The 15,922-nt window shown below is 64.8% G+C and carries 10 protein-coding genes, 1 tRNA gene and 1 pseudogene; 9 read left to right on the top strand and 3 right to left on the bottom strand.

Going from position 1 to position 15,922, the window contains the following annotated elements:
- The first annotated feature begins 30 nt into the window (after nucleotides 1-30).
- Both VFG49_RS15985 and VFG49_RS15990 read left to right on the top strand, forming a co-directional pair.
- The gene (locus tag VFG49_RS15985; protein WP_324862311.1) at nucleotides 31-1,599 is read left to right on the top strand and encodes an exo-alpha-sialidase; all 1,569 of its coding nucleotides are present in this window, start codon (nucleotides 31-33) and stop codon (nucleotides 1,597-1,599) included.
- Nucleotides 1,596-2,570 carry a glycoside hydrolase family 43 protein gene (locus VFG49_RS15990; protein WP_324862313.1) on the top strand — a complete coding sequence of 325 codons (975 nt, stop codon included), beginning with the start codon at nucleotides 1,596-1,598 and terminating at the stop codon, nucleotides 2,568-2,570. Before VFG49_RS15985 ends, VFG49_RS15990 begins: the two co-directional genes overlap by 4 nt.
- Nucleotides 2,571-2,583: 13 nt before the next feature.
- Here the strand turns inward: VFG49_RS15990 and VFG49_RS15995 are convergent, their stop codons facing one another.
- Nucleotides 2,584-3,630, bottom strand: coding sequence for a PHB depolymerase family esterase (locus tag VFG49_RS15995; protein ID WP_324862315.1), 1,047 nt, complete (start codon nucleotides 3,628-3,630; stop codon nucleotides 2,584-2,586).
- 114 nt (nucleotides 3,631-3,744) lie between these two features.
- Between VFG49_RS15995 and VFG49_RS16000 the strand changes: the two are divergent.
- Nucleotides 3,745-5,487: pseudogene (locus VFG49_RS16000) on the top strand (alkaline phosphatase).
- Between the two features lie 72 nt (nucleotides 5,488-5,559).
- Here VFG49_RS16000 and VFG49_RS16005 read toward each other — a convergent pair.
- A complete protein-coding gene (locus VFG49_RS16005) occupies nucleotides 5,560-6,864 on the bottom strand; it encodes an alpha/beta hydrolase family protein (RefSeq protein ID WP_324862318.1) in 1,305 nt (434 codons plus the stop codon).
- A 219-nt stretch (nucleotides 6,865-7,083) separates the two neighbouring features.
- Between VFG49_RS16005 and VFG49_RS16010 the strand changes: the two genes are divergently transcribed.
- From VFG49_RS16010 to VFG49_RS16025, 4 genes are all read left to right on the top strand, one after another.
- Nucleotides 7,084-8,130 carry a glycerophosphodiester phosphodiesterase gene (locus tag VFG49_RS16010; protein WP_324862332.1) on the top strand — a complete coding sequence of 349 codons (1,047 nt, stop codon included), beginning with the start codon at nucleotides 7,084-7,086 and terminating at the stop codon, nucleotides 8,128-8,130.
- Between the two features lie 100 nt (nucleotides 8,131-8,230).
- The gene (locus tag VFG49_RS16015) at nucleotides 8,231-8,938 is read left to right on the top strand and encodes a lysoplasmalogenase (protein ID WP_324862320.1); all 708 of its coding nucleotides are present in this window, start codon (nucleotides 8,231-8,233) and stop codon (nucleotides 8,936-8,938) included.
- Nucleotides 8,939-8,944: 6 nt separating this feature from the next.
- Complete coding sequence (locus tag VFG49_RS16020; protein WP_324862322.1) at nucleotides 8,945-10,213, top strand: sterol desaturase family protein; 1,269 nt, start codon at nucleotides 8,945-8,947, stop codon at nucleotides 10,211-10,213.
- 84 nt (nucleotides 10,214-10,297) lie between these two features.
- Complete coding sequence (locus VFG49_RS16025) at nucleotides 10,298-11,734, top strand: amino acid permease (RefSeq protein WP_324862324.1); 1,437 nt, start codon at nucleotides 10,298-10,300, stop codon at nucleotides 11,732-11,734.
- Nucleotides 11,735-11,900: 166 nt separating this feature from the next.
- On the opposite strand, the gene VFG49_RS16030 is transcribed toward VFG49_RS16025, so the two are convergent.
- A complete protein-coding gene (locus VFG49_RS16030; RefSeq protein WP_324862326.1) occupies nucleotides 11,901-12,485 on the bottom strand; it encodes an outer membrane protein in 585 nt (194 codons plus the stop codon).
- A 264-nt stretch (nucleotides 12,486-12,749) separates the two neighbouring features.
- On the opposite strand from VFG49_RS16030, the gene VFG49_RS16035 reads away from it, so the two are divergent.
- Entirely contained in the window at nucleotides 12,750-14,648 is a 1,899-nt protein-coding gene (locus VFG49_RS16035; protein ID WP_324862328.1) for a M61 family peptidase, read from the top strand.
- Between the two features lie 845 nt (nucleotides 14,649-15,493).
- Nucleotides 15,494-15,570: transfer RNA gene (locus tag VFG49_RS16040), tRNA-Arg, on the top strand.
- Nucleotides 15,571-15,922: the final 352 nt, after the last annotated feature.

The raw sequence follows: 15,922 nt of genomic DNA on the forward strand, positions 1-15,922 counted from the left end.
AGAACGCGAGATCGAAAGTCAGGAGTCCGCATGAATGGCTTGGAGAATCCGTTGCGCGCGCTTGTCGCGTGCGTGGCGTTGGCGCTGGCAGGCGGCGCACATGCGCAGGAAGATCGCGAGCCGGCCGTCGGCACGCGGATGGCCGATGGCGCAGGTTATGTCTCGGTCGTGCGCATCGGGCAGGGCGCCGACAAGGGCCGCCTGCTGATGGCGTTCGAACAGGAAGGCATGGGCGGTATTCCGCTGTGGGAAAGCCGCGACAACGGCGACCACTGGCGCTTCCTGATGAACGTCACCGACCAGGTGCATCCTTCCGACAAGCAGTGGCAACTGCGCTGGCAGCCGCACATCACGGAGCTTGAGCGCGCCAGCGGCGATCTTCCGGCCGGCACGCTCGTGCTCTCGGCCAATGCCACCGGCAACGACGCGCGCGGCCACGTGAGCAGCGAAGACCTGCAGATGTATGTCTCGCTCGATGGCGGCAAGACGTGGCGCTACCGCAGCTCCATCATCAAGGGCGGCGGGCATCCCGAAGACAAGGACAACAAGGGCGTGTGGGAGGCCAACATCCACGTGCTCGACGACGGACGGCTGGTGGCCTACTACTCCAGCGAGCAGCACAAGGCCGAAGGCTACAACCAGGTGCTGGCGCACAAGTTGTCCGACGACGGCGGCAAGCACTGGGGCAAGGAAACGCTGGACGTGGCGATCCCCGGTGGCGTGCAACGCCCGGGCATGGCCATCGTCACGCGCCTGCCGGATCATCGCTATGCGATGACCTACGAGAACATCGACGGCCCGAAGAACGGCCAGGTATTCATCAAGTTCAGCCGCAACGGCCTGGACTGGGGCGATCCGCAGCGCCATGGCGAACCGGTAATGACGTTGTCGGGCTTCTGGCCGGCCGCCTGCCCGGTGGTACGCTGGTTCCCGCTGGGCGGACCCGAAGGCGTGATCGTGGTGTCCGCCGAACGCGCGGGCGGCGGCGGCGACGAAGGCGGTCGCGATCTGTACTGGAACAATGCCTCGGGCCGCGGCCCGTGGTGGGAAGTGCGTGCGCCGGTGCAGAAGCGTACGGGCAACATCCATGCCGGCTGGACGCAGGCGCTGCTGCTGCGCGATGACGGCAGCCTGCTGCACGTCACCACGTCGTCTTCGCCGGAGCGGCCGACGCATGTAGGCAGCAATGAAATCCTCTATCGCGCGCAGAAGCTCGACTTCAATCGCTATGAAGCAGAGGACGCCGAGTTCACTGGTGCCGTCGCGGTGCCCGATCCGAAGGCCTCCAACCTGCGCAAGGCGCGGCTGGGCGCGGGCCCGGAAGGGCGCCTGCGCTTCGTGGTGAACAGCACCGGCGGAGCCCATGTATTGCATGTGCGCTATGCCGACCTCGGTCTCGCCGCGCAGCCGGCACTGGTGGTCAACGGTGCGCGCCTGAGCGCATCGCAGGTCAGCGATGCCGCTGATGGTTGGCATGACGCCACCGTCTCCGCCCCGCTCTTGCCGGGCTTCAACACCATCGACGTCGATGGTGGTGCCCACGTACTCGACGTCGATTTCCTGCAAATGGACGGCCAGACGCAGGCCCCAGCGCCATGACCTCGTCTCTTCGCATCGCGCTCGCCGCTGCACTGTGGTGGATGGCGAGCCTCGCGCAGGCGGGAAGTGTCGCGCCGCATGGTCCGCTGCTGCCTTCCGGGCCCGATCCTTGGGTGACGCAGCGCGACGGCGTCTACTACTACACGAACACGCAGGGCGATCGCATCTCGCTGTGGAAAACCACGGACGTGGCCTGGCTTGCCGATGTCGTGCCGGTGGTGGTGTGGCGCGCGCCTGCGCAGGGTCCGAACTCCGCGGCCATCTGGGCGCCTGAACTGCATTTCCTCGATGGCAAGTGGTACCTGTACTACTCCGCCGCCGACAAGCAGCACAACGACGATGCGCATCGTCATGTGTTCGTGCTGGAAAACGCCTCGCCCGATCCCACGCAGGGCCGGTGGATCGATCGCGGCATGCTGGCCACGCACCTGACCGGCATCGACGGCACCGTGTTCGACCACGCTGGCAAGCGCTATTTCGTCTATTCCGCGTACGTGGGCGACCACAGTGACCTGATCATCGCGCCGATGCGCAACGCGTGGACGCTGGGCGAACCGCAAGTGGACATCGCGCACCCCACCTTCGACTGGGAAATGCAGGGCGGACGCAAGATCCTCGAAGCGCCGGAATTCCTCGAAGGCCCGGACGGCAAGGTATTCCTCAGCTATTCGGCCAGCGCGTGCTGGTCCGACGACTACGCACTCGGCCTGCTCACCGCCGATACGCACGCCGACCTGCTCGATCCAGCCTCGTGGAAAAAGTCGCCCGCGCCGGTGCTGCATGGTTCGGCGCAGCGGGGCGTGTACGCCACGGGCCACAACGGCTTCTTCAAGTCGCCCCACGGCAAGGACTGGATCATCTACCACGCCAATGGCGGCCCGGACTGGAAGTGCACGGCGCGCCGTGCGCCGTACATGGAACCGTTCCACTGGAGCGCGCAAGGCACGCCGGTCTTCGACGGCACGCCCTGAGTCGAGGGTTGCATCACTTCGGTGCGGTGGCGTCCAACCGCTGCATCAGCTCGACGCTGCGGGGTGCGGCAAGCCCGCCGAGGTGCGCGTCGATCTGCTCCAGCCGCCTGCGTGCGCGTTCACGGTCTCCGTGCGCGAGCAGCGCGTCGGCGTCGTCCAGTTGCGCATCGAGTTCCGCAACGATGCGTGCGCGGCAAGAGGCCAGCGTCGCCGGATCGGGAGCCTTGTGGTGGTCCAGCGACGCCAGGGCGCGTTCGAACGCGCTGCCATCGGCCAGTTCGTGTGCGCTCCACGGCATCGTTCGCACATCGACATCGGTGACGCACCAGGTCTTCAGCGATTGCCGGCTCTGGCGATCGGCATCGAGCCGAGCCGCATCGCGTTCGCCTGTGAGGTAGACGATGCGCGTCGATGTCTGGAACTGTTCCAGCTGTTCGCGCGAAGGCAGCGGGACCTGCTCGCCGACGACATCGCTTCCGGCATCGAGCAGCGCGCCGTGGAAAAGATCCGGATAGCCGAGTGCGAGCCGCAACGCCACGCGTGATCCTCCGGAGAAGCCACCCACGTATACGCGCCGTGGATCGATGCGGTAACGCGACATCACGTTGGCGGCTGCAAGCAGGGCAAGCGGAACTCGCCGGTCGAGCACATTGGCGTCGTTACCGGCGTTCGCTGGCGTCACCAGAATCACACCCAGATGTTCAAGGGCGGGAATCCAGGACGGTGGCACTTTCGCATCGTTCCACGGCGGCACGAACACCAGCAGCGCATAGCCCGACGGCGGCGCCTGCGCGGGCACATACAGCGCGAAGCGTTCCTGAGTGAGGTCGATGGGCTGCTCGCGGATCGAGGTTCGTGTCGTCTTCGCCTGCTGAAGCAGCCTGCGTGCATTCAACGGCGTGACCAGCCGTTGCAGCAGGACTTCGCTGCTGGCCAGCGGCGTGTATGCATCGAAGATGACGTTGTCCTGCTGCTTGCCCGATGCGTCGGCGGCGCACGTGGGCATCAGCGCGCAGCCGAGCAGGCAGGCAAGGGAGAGCGGCAGCACGCGTCGTTGCATGGCGCGAGGCTAGCATCGCGCGTGCGCTGATACCGTCTGTCATGGCAATTTCTTGCGACATCGCTAGGATGCTCGGCTCATCTTCATGGAAAGGGTTTGCTGATGCTTCGTCCGATGCGATTCGCGCGCCGTTCCCTGTGGCTCGCGACGATGCCGCTGCTGACAGCTTGCGCAAGCCAGGCCGTTCCCACGTCCACCACGCAAACGCCGGCGGCCGTGATCGAGGTGCCCGCCATCGCGCGGCCGGGTGGCGAAACCCCGCAATGGTGGTTCCGCCATGCGGCGGCTGCCGCCGCGCAACTGTCCGTCCAGGCCAATGCCGGCAACCAGCGCGCGAAGAACGTCATCGTATTCCTGGGCGATGGCATGAGCCTGCCGACGATTGCCGCCGCGCACGTGCGGGCGGGACAGCTCAAGGGCGTGGACGGCGAAAGCTACCGGCTGAGCTTTGAGCGCTTTCCGTTCAGTGCGCTCAGCCGTACATATGAAACCGACCAGCAGACACCGGACTCCGCAGGCACCATGACGGCGATCATGAGTGGCGTGAAGACGCGCGCCGGCTTCATCGGTGTTTCGCAGGTACCGCGCCGGTAGGATTGCGCCGCCACGCGCGGGCAGGAACTGGTCAGCGCGCTGGAGCTCGCCGCGGCGGCCGGCATGAGCACCGGTGCCATTACCACCACGCGCATCACGCATGCCACGCCCGCGGCAACCTACGGTCACCTGCCCGAGCGCAACTGGGAGGTGGATGCGGACCTCACCGCCGAGGCGCGTGCACAGGGCTGCAAGGATTTCGCGGCACAGCTGATCGATTTTCCGGCCGCCGGCGGCCTCACCGTGGCGATGGGCGGCGGCCGCACCGAGTTCATGCCGGCGGGCGAGGACGATCCGGTCGAGCGCGGCAAGGTCGGCCAGCGTATCGACGGTCGCGACCTCATCGCCGAATGGAAGCGCAGGCATCCGGATGGCCAATACGTATGGACCGGGCAACAACTGCAGGCGTTGGACCTGTCGAAGACATCCCGCCTGCTCGGCCTGTTCAATCCTTCACACCTCAGCTACGAGCATGAGCGCGTCACCGACAAGCTGGACGAGCCCAGCCTTGCCGAAATGACCTCTCGCGCGATCGAGGTGCTGAAGCAGAATCCGAACGGATTCTTCCTGATGGTGGAGGGCGGCCGCATCGACCACGCATTGCACAGCGGCAACGCCTATCGTGCGCTGGACGAGACGATCGCCATGGCCGATGCGGTGCAGGCTGCGCTGCAGCACACCGATCCGCGCGACACGCTGATCGTGGTCACCGCCGACCACAGCCACACCATGACCTTCGCCGGCTATCCAAAGCGGGGCAACGACATCCTCGGCCTGGTGCAGGGCCACAACGACAGCTACGACGAGGAGGGCGGCGCGGGCGTCGCCCGTGACGCAGGCGGCAAGCCATACACCACCCTGGGTTTCGCCAACGGCCCTGGCTACACCGGCGCCAGCGACCTGCAACCCGAAGGCAGCAAGCGCTTTCCGCACAACCCGCATGACTATGCGTACATTGCCAAGGGCCGTCCCGACCTCACCAGGACGAAGACCAGCGACCCGGATTACATGCAGGAAGCCATCCTGCCGATGAAGGCGGAGACGCATGGTGGCGAGGATGTGGCGATATTCGCCAGCGGCCCCGGCGCGGCGGCGTTCCATGGCGAGATGGAGCAGAACACCATCTTCCACGTGGTCGTGCAGCACACACCACGCATCCGCGATGAGCTATGCAAGCTGGGCAGCTGCAATGCCGATGGTGTGCCGGTGGATCGACCTGCTTATGAGGCGTGGCTGCGGCAGCTGGATGCGGGCAAGCGCTGAAGAGGCAAGCGTTACCTCATCCCGCTCATGTCGCGTCGATTCCCGAGGCCGAATCGCGCACGGGGTGCGCTCCTACAAGGGATCGTGCGGGGGCAACACGATGCGGCTTTCGCCATACGGCGTGTGCAGCGTTCCCTTGGCGTAGTCGATGGTCAGGCGCATATAGCCTTCCGAATAACGCGTGGAGAGGCGTTCGCCATCTGCTGCGGTTTCGAATTCGGTCATGCCGTGTTCGGCCTTGGGGAACAGTGCCGTGGTGATGGGCAGGCCGTCGGCCTGCAATGAGGTCAGGCGCCGCATCGTTTCGCCGCTGGGCGCGTCGATGTCGAGCCCGCCGAGTATCCACAACTGCGGCGTGTGCAATTTGCCAAGCACCGCCATCGAGTCGTAATGCCAGGGCGTGTGGAACATGTACGCCTTGCCCTTCTCGCGGATGTCTTCGTCGCTGAGCGGAAGCACGAGATAGCTGAAATCGCCGCGCACATCCTTGTACCAGGGCTCCTTGCTGTACTTCGCACGCGCCGCGTCGAGCTGTTCGAAGCCTTGGGTGAGCTCACTGGAAAGAACCAGGCCCACGGCGTCGGACAGCTCCCACGCCTTGTCGATCACCGACTGGTCGTAACCCTTGAGCCTGAGCTGGAAGGCAACCGCTTCGCGATCCTCTTCCAGCGGAGAGATGGCAAGGCCGTAGCCCACGATGACGAAATCCACCTTCGTGCGTGATGCCGCCAGCGGCGCGACCCAGCCGCCCTGCGAGCCACCGCGGAAGCCCACTCGTCCGGCACGTGCGCCGGCGAGACGGCGCGCCTCGCCGAGTGCGGCGATGGCGTCGTTGGCCAGCACGCTGTAGTCCTGCGTATAAGTGCCGGCGGAATCGCCGGTGCCACGCTTGTCGTAGACGAAAGCGCCCACGCCCTCGGCGGGCAGTTGCCGCTGCATGGGATCCCAGATGCGTGCTGAGTCGTGCTCCGAGCCGTGCACAAGCACCACCACGGGCACCTTGATTGTTCCCGGCGGCATCAGCAGCCGGCCGACCAGCCGCGTGCCTCCCTCGCCGGTGAAGGTCACTTCGTGCACCTCGAACGGGATGCGTTTGCCGGTCATCCCGCCAAACCGGATCTCACCCTTGCTGCAGTCGGTGAAGGTGACTTCCTTGCCGTCGGCGCGGCCGGTCCATCCGTACGTGCTGGTCCAGGTATCTCCGTCGGCGCGCTTCAGCTTGCCGCTGGCGCCGTCGATGCGACGCCAGCGCAACGTGCCTTCATCGCTGGGGCCGATGTCCAGCGAACTTCCGTCAGCGAGCCGATACGCGCCCACGTGACAATCGGCGACGGCAGGCGCTCCGGCGAGCAGGGCGGCGAACAGGAGGGAAAGCATGGCTTTTCCGAGTGGGGGGGCTGGTTTCACGGTATCAGCCACTGCGGGCGCATCCATTGGCCGCAAGTCATGCCGTGCCAGCAGTCACAGTGGCGCCATGCAGTCGACATGGCGCCCGCCGATCATGAGACGCTTAGCCATCCGGTGCAGGGGCCGGCGACAGGGGATTGGACGATGCGTCGTTTAAGCTTGGCCATCTTCACGGTGGGCGTGCTGGTCATGGGTGGATTGCAGGCGAAAGAGCTGCCGCTGGCGTCACGTGTGCTGGTGATCGGGCATCGTGGTGCCAGCGCGTTGCGACCGGAACATACGCTCGCCTCGTACGCCAAGGCGATGGCCGATGGCGCGGATTTCATCGAGCCGGATCTGGTGATGACGCGCGACGGCGTGCTGGTGGCGCGCCATGAGAATGAGATCGGCGGCACCACGGATGTTGCCGAACATCCCGAGTTCGCTTCCCGCAAGACCACCAAGACCATCGACGGCGAACAGGTGACGGGCTGGTTCACCGAGGATTTCACGCTGGCCGAACTGAAGACGCTGCGTGCGCGCGAGCGACTGCCGCAACTGCGCGGCATGGTCTACGACGGTCGCTTCCAGATTCCCACCTTCGACGAGATCATCGATTTCGTCGCGGCTGAAGCAGCCACGCGCAACCGCCTGGTCGGCATCATTCCCGAGATCAAGCACGGTACGTATTTCCAGAAGATCGGCCTGCCGATGGAAGACCTGGTGCTGGCGACGATCGCCGCGCATGCGTACACGCGCACCGCGCCGATAGAGATCCAATCGTTCGAGGTGGCCAACCTGCGTTACCTGCGCGCCAAGCTGGGCAGGGACCAGCATCACATCCGCCTGCTGCAACTGATGGGCGATACAGGCGCCAAGCCGTATGACGTGGTGATCGCAGGCGGTTCGCTGACCTATGGCGCGATGATGACGCCGGCCGGTCTGCATGACGTGGCCAGCTATGCCGATGCCATCGGTCCCAGCATCCGCGCCATCATTCCACTGGCGGCGGATGGCACGCTGGGCGTACCTACATCGCTGGTGCACGACGCGCATGCGGTGAAGCTGGAACTGCATCCGTACACGTTCCGTCCCGAAAACCATTTCCAGGCGAAGAATTTCTGGAAAGGCAGCGATCCGGCCACGCTCAATGCAGCCGGTTCGTTGGCGGAAATCCGCGCCTATCTCGAAGCGGGCATCGATGCCTTTTTCACGGATGACCCGGCCCTTGGACGAGCCGCCGTCGACGGACACTGACGCCCCGCAGTGATGATGCAGTGCACATATGATGGTGTGTGGAAAGACGTCCATTAGGCTCTAAGATCCGCATTCGTCCTGGGGAAGGGGGAATCCGGACATGTCCGTTTCAAACGCGGCCGCCGCGCCGTGGATGTGGCGCAAGATGGATATCGCGATCGTGCTTGCCGCCATTGGTGCGATCGTGGGTTCGATGCTGAGTTCGGGCGGAGCCGATGGCTGGGCGTGCCTGCACTGGGTGTGCAAGCCGCTGGCCACGGTGTTGATCCTGTGGAGCGCGTGGCGCGCCCAGCCGCCGGTATCGGCCGGTTACCAGCGATGGCTGGTCACGGGCATGCTGTTCTCGCTGGCCGGTGATATTTTCCTGATGCTGCCGGTGGACGCGTTCGTGGCGGGCCTGGTCGCGTTCCTTATCGGCCACGTGTTCTTCATCCGCGCGCTGATGACGGATACGCGCTTCGCGGCGCGGCCGTTGGCGGTAGTTGCCTGCCTGGCCTATGGCGCACTCAACCTGTGGGCCTTGTGGCCTGCGTTGCCCGGCGCACTCCATCTGCCCGTGGTGATCTACGTGGTGGTGCTGGCGAGCATGGCCGGACAGGCCGTGGCGCGCGCCTGGCGGCATGCCCATGACGCGCTGGCCGGCCCTGCGCAATGGGCGGCAGCCGGCGCGCTGCTGTTCCTGCTCAGCGATACACTGTTGGCCTGGAACCGGTTCAAGCTGGCCATTCCGATGTCGGCGCTGTGGATACTGGCCACTTATTACGCGGCGCTGTGGTGTCTGGCGCGTTCGGTTCGGCGAGGCGGATAGATGCACGTGAATACGCAGGAACTCATCATCACCTGGGCAACGCCGGTGTTCTTCGCGCTGATCGCGCTGGAACTGCTGGTGGCGAAAGTGCGCGGCCGCAGCGTGTATCACAGCAGCGACGCGATCAACAGCCTGGGCCTGGGCGTCATCTCGCAGATCGTGGGCGTATTCAGCAAGCTGCTCACGCTGGGCATCTATGCGTGGTGCGTGCAGCACCTGGCGATTTTTTCGCTGCCGGCGAACAGCGTGCTGGTGTGGGTCACGGCGCTGCTCCTCTACGACTTCTGCTACTACTGGCTGCATCGCATGGGGCACGAGGTCAACATCCTCTGGGCCGCGCACGTGGTGCATCACCAGAGCGAGGATTACAACCTCTCCACGGCGCTGCGCCAGACCGGCAGCGGCGTGCTGCTCGGCTGGATCTTCTATCTGCCGATGGCCATCCTCGGCTATCCGCTGGAAGTGTTCGTGGTGGTCGCGCTCATCGACCTGCTCTACCAGTTCTGGGTGCATACCGAGCTGGTGGGCCGGCTGGGCTGGTTCGACCGCGTGTTCTGCTCGCCCTCCAACCATCGCGCGCATCACGCGGTGAATGATCGCTACCTCGACCACAACTACGGCGGCGTGCTGATCGTGTGGGATCGCCTGTTCGGCACCTTCATCGAAGAAGACGACAACGACCCTCCGGTGTATGGCACGCGCTCGCCGCTGCGCAGCTGGAATCCGCTGTGGGCGAATGCCGAGGTGTACTGGGCCACGTTCAAGGATGCGTGGCACGCACGTCGCTGGAGCGACAAGCTGCGCGTGTGGATCAAGCCGCCGGGCTGGCGTCCCGCCGATGTCGTCGAGCGCTTTCCCAAGCCGGATTTTGACATCGCGCGCGAACGCTATCTGCCGGTGCTGTCGCGCGGCTTGACGGTCTACAGCCTGGTGCAGTTCGCCCTGTTGTTGGCAATGGCCGTGCAATTCCTCGGCTTGGCCAAGCAGCTCGGCCTGCTGGAGCTGGCGGGCTATGCCGTGTTCCTGGTGTTGAGCCTCACTGCGCTGGGTGCGCTTACCGAAGGGCGCCGCGTGGGCGTGCTGATGGAACTGGCGCGACTGCTGATGACGGCGGCCATCGTGCTGGCTACGGGCGGCTGGTTTGGCCTTCCGGCGCTGGGCGGTGCCGTAGTCGCGGCATGGGTCGCGACGGCCGCGCTGAGCGCCATCGTGCTTGGATGGCTGGCCATCCATACGCCCGCGCAGGCAGGCCCGGGACGGATCATCACCGGCTAGGCAATAGCCCCGCCGCGCAGTTGCAGCATGGCAGGGGCGGCGTCATTCGCTATGATCGCGGCTCACTTTGCCGGGGATGTGCGGATGGGCTTTCTCAACAGGTTGATCCGGCACAAGCCGGTGGAAATGCTGCAGGCCGAGGCGGGCAAGCGGGGTGATTTCCGCCGCGTGCTGGGCCTCTGGCAGCTCACCGCGATCGGCATTGGCGGCATCATCGGCGTGGGCGTGTTCGTGCTGGCAGGCCAGCAGGCCGCGCTCAACGCGGGTCCCGCGGTGGTCATTTCCTTCCTGATCGCGGGCATCGCCAGCGCCGCCGCCGCGTTGTGCTACGCCGAATTCGCCGGGCTGATTCCGGTAACCGGCAGTGCCTATACCTACGGATATGCCGTGTTGGGCGAATTGCCCGCGTGGCTGATCGGCTGGGATCTGCTGCTCGAATACGCGCTGATCGTCGCGGTCGTGGCGATCGGCTGGTCCGGCTACGTGCAATCGGCGCTGGCGAGCATGGGGATGCATCTCCCCGTGTGGGCCAAGGGGGCAATGAATCCCGACAAGCCCGGACAGGTGTTCGATGTGATCGCCGCACTGGTGACGCTGGGCGTCTCGGCCCTGCTCACCATGCGCACCGAATGGGGCGCGCGCTTCAACACGCTGGTAGTGGCGATCAAGGTGGCTGCGGTCGCCCTGGTCATCGGCGTGGGCGTGTTCTACATCCATCCGGAGAACTGGCATCCGTTCATTCCCGATCGCGTGACCGACGCCAAGGGCGTGGCGCACTTCGGCTTCGCGGGCGTGGCAACGGCGGCGGCCGTGGTGTTCTTTGCGGTGTTCGGTTACGACACCTTGACCACGGCGGCGGAAGAATCGAAGAACCCGCAGCGCGACCTGCCGCGTGCCGTACTGCTGTCGCTGGCCATCTCGATGGCGATGTATCTCGCCGTATCGCTCGTGCTTACCGGCATCGCGCACTACAGCACGCTCAACACGGATGCACCGGTGGCCGATGCGTTCAAGGGCCTGGGGTTGCACTGGGTGGCGCTCACGGTTTCGGTGTCGGCAGTGTTCGGACTCATCAGCGTGCTGTTTGCCTTTATGCTGGGCGCGGCACGCATCTGGTACGCGCTGGCGCGCGACGGCCTGTTGCCTGGCTGGTTCGCCCACGTGCATCCGCGCTACGGCACGCCGCACCGCCCGACCATCGCGCTGGGTGTGTTCACCGCGCTGGTGGCAGGTTCCACGCCGATCCAGAAGGTGGCCGAACTGGTGAACATCGGCGTGCTGTCGGCCTTCATCGTGATCTGCAGTTCGGTGATGATCCTGCGCAAACGCAAGCCCGATCTTCACCGCGCCTTCCGCACGCCGCTGGTGCCGCTGATTCCGCTGATCGGCATCGGCTTCTCGATCTGGCTGTTGTCGGAGCTGCCGGCGGTGACCTGGAAAGTCTTCCTGATCTGGGTGAGCCTGGGCCTGGTGATTTATTTCAGCTACGGCATCCGGCACAGCAAGCTGGAGACGCGGTAATCCCTCTGCCTGTCTGTAGGAGCGCACCCAGTGCGCGAAAGACCTACGAAGCAGTAACGCGAACACGGATACACAGATGCGCTGCGATCGCGCACTGGGTGCGCTCCTACAAAGAACGAAAAACGGCCGCTTTCGCGGCCGTTTTTTATTGCGGCTACCGCAAGGATCAGAAGCGGTATTCGACCGAGGCCGAGTAGGCCGCCACGTTGGCGTTGGTCTGCGACTGGTCGGAACCGCCGCGGCCGTACTTCACGTGGTAGTTGTCGTAGTTCAACGCCAGGCTGACGTTGTGCGTGACGTCGTAGCCCACGCCCGCACCGGCATACCAGCCGTTGTTCCAGCTCTTCTGGGTGGCCGAGACGTCGCCCACGGTAACGGCACCGGTGGTGCGCGAGCGCAGGTAGCCGCCGTGACCGGTGACGTACCAGTTGTTGTAGAAGTTGTACTTGGCGGTCACGCCGATCTGCGCGGCGCGCGGCTTGGCCGAGACGCTGGCGAAATCGAAGTCGTTCTTCATCTTGCCGAGGTAGGCGTAGCCGACTTCAGCGCCCACGATGCCGTTCCAGCGCCAGCCGAAGCGCACGTTCTGGAACACGTCGGTCTTGTCCGAAACGCCGCCGACGCGATAGTTGCTCTGGCCGAGGTTGCCGGCGACAAAGAAATTGTCGAGCTGGTTGGTTTCGTCGGCCTTGGCGGCAAACGGCGAAACGGCAGCGACGGCCAAGGCGGCCGCAAAGAGAGTCTTGTTCATGGAATGCTCCATCGTCTTCTTGTGATTGCGATGACGTGCCTAAGGGGGGAAGCACGCATCGGCCCGCGTGGGGATCGCGGCGGGCGGAAGGATAGGGGCTCCTGCGTGCGAAAAACTCTTTGCGCATTTCGCAGGATGGGCGGTGTTCAGTGTCTGCCATGACCAATGGCAGGGGGTGTGGCCCGCCGTCGCACACTAGCATCAGAGGTTCACATTCCATGCAGCATGTGCTGTCGCCGCATGGATTTTCCACAGGAGAACCTCTTGAAAGCCTCGCGTCTCGCTTCCGCCATCCTCGCTTCGGCCTTCGGCCTGGGCAGCTTCGCCGCACTCGCCGACGTGCCCGCACCGCAGGACATTCCGTTCGATGGCGTGCTGAAGATCAACGTCGATGCCACTGATATCGCGCATCGCGTGTTCCGCGTGCACGAAGTGGTGCCGGCCAAGCCGGGCCCGCTCACGCTGCTGTATCCGCAATGGCTGCCGGGCAACCACTCGCCGACCGGTTCGATCGACAAGCTCGCGGGCCTGGTGGTGAAGGCGAATGGCAAAGTCGTGCCGTGGAAGCGCGATCCGCTGAACGTGTATGCCTTCCACGTCGACGTGCCCGAAGGCGCGAACAACGTGGAAGTGGAATTCCAGTTCCTCTCCGCCCAGGACATGCGCCAGGGTCGTGTCGTGATGACGCCGGAGATGCTCAACCTGCAGTGGAATTCGGTGTCGCTGTATCCGGCCGGCTATTTCGCCAGCCGCATCAAGGCAGAGACCACGGTGACCTTCCCGGCCGGCTGGCAGTATGGCAGCGCGCTGGAGCTGGCTTCGCGCAGCGGCGACACGGTGACGTTCAAGCCGATCGACTATGACGACCTGGTCGATTCGCCGATCTACGCGGGCAAGTACTTCAAGCGCGTCGATCTCGACCCCGGCTCGAAGACGCCGGTGTTCATCAACATCGTGGCGGACGATGCGAAGTTCCTGGAGATCAAGCCCGATCAGCTGAAGGTGCACCAGAACCTGGTGCAGCAGATGTACAAGCTGTATGGCGCGCACCACTACGACCACTACGACTTCCTGTTCTCGCTGAGCGACAAGATGTCGGGCAACGGCCTGGAGCACCACCGTTCGAGCGAGAACGGCGTGGGCACCGGCTATTTCACCGAGTGGGACAAGAACGTCGTCGTGCGCGACCTGCTCTCGCACGAGTTCAACCATTCGTGGGACGGCAAATATCGCCGCGGCGCCGACCTCACCACGCCGAACTTCAACGTGCCCATGCAGGACAGCCTGCTGTGGGTGTACGAAGGCCAGACGCAGTTCTGGGGCTACGTGATGGCCGCGCGCTCGGGCCTGTGGAAGCAGGAAGACGCGCTGGACATGCTGGCCAACGTTGCGGCCACGTATGACAAGGGCCGTCCGGGCCTGGCGCAGTGGCGCAACATCCAGGACACCACCAACGACCCGATCATCGCGCAGCGTCGCCCGCTGCCGTACCGCAACTACCAGATGAGCGAGGATTACTATTCGGGCGGCCAGATGATCTGGCTCGACGTCGACGGCAAGCTGCGTGATCTCAGCAACAACAAGCGCTCCATCGATGACTTCGCGCGCGCCTTCTTCGGCGTGAAGAATGGCGAGTGGGACGTCAACACCTACACCTTCGAAGACGTGGTGAAGACGCTCAACGACATCGCGCCGTACGACTGGGCGAAGTACCTGCGCGAGCGCCTCGACGGCCACGGCCCGCTGATCGGCGGCTTCGAGGCCAATGGCTGGAAGCTGGTCTACAACGACAAGCCCTCGGCCGTGTCCAAGGCCGTGGAGGCCCGCCTGGGCGGCGCCAACCTCACCTACTCGCTGGGCGTGTCGGTGGGCAAGGGCGGCGACATCACCGACGTGCTGTGGGACGGCCCGGCCTTCAAGGCTGGCCTGTCGCCGGGCATGAAGCTGGTTGCTGTCAACGGCAAGGAGTATTCCAGCGACGCCATCAAGGATGCGGTGACGGCTGCGCAGAAGGACAAGAGCCAGCCAGTGGAGCTGCTGGTGAAGAACTTCGACGAGTACAAGACGCTGCGCATCGATTACCACGATGGCCTGAAGTATCCGCATCTGGAGCGCATCGCAGGCAAGCCGGATCGCCTGGCGGATCTGTTGAAGGCACGTTGACGGGGTGCTGCGCGTTGCCCTGAGTGGGCGAGGCGCAGGTTGAATCGAAGGGCTCGCGGCGATGTCGCGGGCCCTTCTGTATGGGCGGAGACGGTTGCGATGCACGCCCCTGTAAGAGCGCACCCTGTGCGCGATGGCCGCCTGCCTCGGTTCCTCGTATCGTCGTCCCTGCGAAGGCAGGGACCCAGTGACTTTGCTCTTGGCCCCTTGATTCGGCGTTCCCGCCAGCGTGCCGCCTACGACCGAAGGAAGTCCCTGTGGGACGCAGCGGGCGTTTCGACGTCCTGCCGGACGCCGAGTCACCTTTCTTTTGCTGGCCCAAAAGAAACGTGACCCAAAGAAAATGGCCTGAAGAGCTGACAGCACTGCGATGGATACAAGCCTGTCGACTGACGCATCGACGGCACCTGGCTTTACTACCTCAAAAGGAACGGCTACCCCGCAACGCGTCGAAGTACTGAGGACTTGAAGCGGAGCGTCGGTTCGCTCCCTCTCCCTCCGGGAGAGGGCTGAGGGACGGGGTGCGGGCTTGCGTAACGTTGCCAAGTGCGTGATTGGCTCTCTCCTCTCGGGAGAGGGTCGGGGAGGGACGGGCTGCCGCTTCTGGCTGTAACGCCACCTCCCTGCAGGAACCCGCCGTGTGACCGGCGCATATCCGCAGTGGTCGCTCCGTCGGCAATCGCGCACTGGGTGCGCTCCTACACTAGTCTGTCGACGCATGCAGGCCCGGTGCTGCCACGACCGCGCCGGATAGCCGCCCGCATGGGCGCTCGCGTCCAACTCCGCTATACTGCGCGTCCGCCGTGGGCAAGGGGCTTCGCCTCGATACCCGCGCCAACGCTCATGCGCCCGTAGCTCAGCCGGATAGAGTAGTGGCTTCCGAAGCCATTGGTCGGGGGTTCGAATCCCTCCGGGCGCGCCATCTCAGAAGGGCCACTGCCATGCAGTGGCCCTTTGCTTGGTGGGACACGACACCCCGGTCAGGATGCATCCATAGGCCACGCGCGCTGCCGCTTTTGGCCTTCCATCTCTGCGTCAGGCGTTGCTGGTTGTGGTCATCGCAACGCCTGGGGCGCACCCAGGCGAATCATCCGTTTCCTTGCCGCCTGCCGGTACAAGCTGGGCTTCAGCCACAAGCGGAAACGCCCGCCGCACATGTCGTCGCGGCGGGCGTTGCGTTGTAGCGGCGAGCACTGCGCGATCCACCGCGCAGCACTCGCGATGTCACCCGATCAGAACTTCACGCGGAACTCCGCACCCCACATGCGCGGCGG

It is taken from the genome of Dyella sp. (genome assembly GCF_035685885.1).
In the GTDB taxonomy this organism is placed as follows: domain Bacteria; phylum Pseudomonadota; class Gammaproteobacteria; order Xanthomonadales; family Rhodanobacteraceae; genus Dyella.

What these genes read in the sequence shown, in the direction of transcription:
- VFG49_RS16015 (WP_324862320.1), top strand. Translation starts at nt 8,231, where the DNA reads ATGTCCGTTTCAAACGCGGCCGCCGCGCCGTGGATGTGGCGCAAGATG.
- VFG49_RS15995 (WP_324862315.1), bottom strand. Translation starts at nt 3,630, where the DNA reads ATGCAACGACGCGTGCTGCCGCTCTCCCTTGCCTGCCTGCTCGGCTGC.
- VFG49_RS15985 (WP_324862311.1), top strand. Translation starts at nt 31, where the DNA reads ATGAATGGCTTGGAGAATCCGTTGCGCGCGCTTGTCGCGTGCGTGGCG.
- VFG49_RS15990 (WP_324862313.1), top strand. Translation starts at nt 1,596, where the DNA reads ATGACCTCGTCTCTTCGCATCGCGCTCGCCGCTGCACTGTGGTGGATG.
- VFG49_RS16010 (WP_324862332.1), top strand. Translation starts at nt 7,084, where the DNA reads ATGGGTGGATTGCAGGCGAAAGAGCTGCCGCTGGCGTCACGTGTGCTG.
- VFG49_RS16025 (WP_324862324.1), top strand. Translation starts at nt 10,298, where the DNA reads ATGGGCTTTCTCAACAGGTTGATCCGGCACAAGCCGGTGGAAATGCTG.
- VFG49_RS16005 (WP_324862318.1), bottom strand. Translation starts at nt 6,864, where the DNA reads ATGCTTTCCCTCCTGTTCGCCGCCCTGCTCGCCGGAGCGCCTGCCGTC.
- VFG49_RS16030 (WP_324862326.1), bottom strand. Translation starts at nt 12,485, where the DNA reads ATGAACAAGACTCTCTTTGCGGCCGCCTTGGCCGTCGCTGCCGTTTCG.